Annotated in this window: 1 protein-coding gene; it reads left to right on the forward strand. The window is 58.7% G+C overall.

The genetic code is table 11. The annotated features are described in order from the left end of the window. The first annotated feature begins 66 nt into the window (after window positions 1–66). A complete protein-coding gene (locus tag ACFWW2_RS16065; RefSeq protein ID WP_393929556.1) occupies window positions 67–1506 on the forward strand; it encodes an IS1182 family transposase in 1440 nt (479 codons plus the stop codon). Window positions 1507–1678 lie beyond the last annotated feature (172 nt).

A 1678-nucleotide genomic window follows, 5' to 3' on the forward strand; every position in this document is an offset into this window, starting at 1 on the left:
GTGCCAGCCGAGGCTGTGTGAAAACTCCGGATGATGTATGCTTTTCGGCAAAGACTGGAGGCGGGCATGTCGGGATATATCGAGGGCGCGGAGCGAAGTCAGGCGACGCTTTTTCCGGATCGGCTTGAAGATTGGATCGACGAGGATAATCCGGTCCGCGTGATTGATCTCTTTGTGGAGGAGATTGATCTTGAGGAGATCGGTTTCCTGCGGACAGCACCGGCGCGGACAGGGCGGCCAGGTTATCACCCCTCGGTCCTGTTAAAGCTCTTCATCTACGGCTATCTGAACCGCGTTCCTTCCAGCCGCGCGCTGGAGCGGGAAGCTGGTCGCAATGTTGAGGTGATGTGGCTGATTGGGCGGTTGGCCCCGGACCACAAGACAATTGCCGATTTTCGCCGCGATAACGGCCCTGCCATTCGGCGGACCTGTGCGCAGTTCGTCGAACTCTGTCGCCGGATCGGGGTGCTGAAGGGGGATTGTGTCGCCATCGACGGATCCAAGTTCAAGGCGGACAACAACCGAGACAAGAACTTCACCAAAGGCAAGATCGCCAGCCGCACCGCTCATCTGGTCGCGAGCATCGAGCGCTACCTTGATGAAATGGTCCGGATCGACCGTCAGGAAGAGGGTAAGGCCGGGGCCGAGAAGATTGCCAACCTGGCGCAACGCTGCGAGCGTATCCGGCAGGAGATCGAGCGCTTGGTGGACATGGGCTCGGCGCTCAATGAGAGCCCAGACAAGCAGATCTCCCTGACTGATCCAGATGCCCGCTCCATGGCCACCAGCGCCAAAGGCAGTGGTTTTGTCGGTTACAACGCCCAGTCCGCAGTGGATACCGAGACCCATCTGATTGTCACGCATGAAGTTATCAATGCCGGGCACGACCGTGAACAACTGTCGCCGATGGCCAAGGCGGCGAAGGCCGCTCTCGGACACAACGAAATCAGTGCGGTGGCTGACAAGGGTTACTTCAGCAGCCGTGAAATATTGGCCTGTCACGAGGATGGCATCACCACTACCCTCCCCCGACCCGAGACATCCGGCAACCGTAAGAAGGGCAGGTATGTGAAAGCCGACTTTGCCTATGACGCGGATGCGGATGTTTACCGATGCCCAGCAGGTCAGACGCTGACTTACCGCTACACGACCGAAGAGGGCGGTCTGGTGGTGCGGCGCTACTGGACCAATGTCTGTCAGACCTGCCCTGTCAAAGCGCGCTGCACGACCGGCAAGGAGCGTCGTATTACCCGATGGGAACACGAGCATCTGGTCGACGAGATGCGTGACCGTTTGAGCCGCGACCCGGCCTTGATGGGCTTGCGCCGCTCGACCGTCGAGCACCCGTTCGGCACGATCAAGGCGTGGATGGGGGCGACGCACTTCCGGATGCGGCGGCTGAAGAACGTCCGCACCGAAATGGCCTTCCATGTCCTCGCCTATAACATCAAACGGATGATCGCCCTGGTCGGGGTCCGTGGGCTTCTGACCGCCATTCCGGCCTAAATTGGGGTAAACCGTTCAGATTGCACGGCGAGAAACGTCAAAAGAGTCCGGCTTCCACCCCGCTCCAGCGCAATAAGTCCCAAAATGGTCCAGAAATCGAAAACCCCAAAGAAAACCACCAGAAAACCTTTAAAGCTGAAAAACCAAAGACGTTTCCACACAGCCTCAGCCC

It is taken from the genome of Yoonia sp. R2-816 (assembly GCF_046762905.1).
In the GTDB taxonomy this organism is placed as follows: Bacteria; Pseudomonadota; Alphaproteobacteria; order Rhodobacterales; family Rhodobacteraceae; genus Yoonia.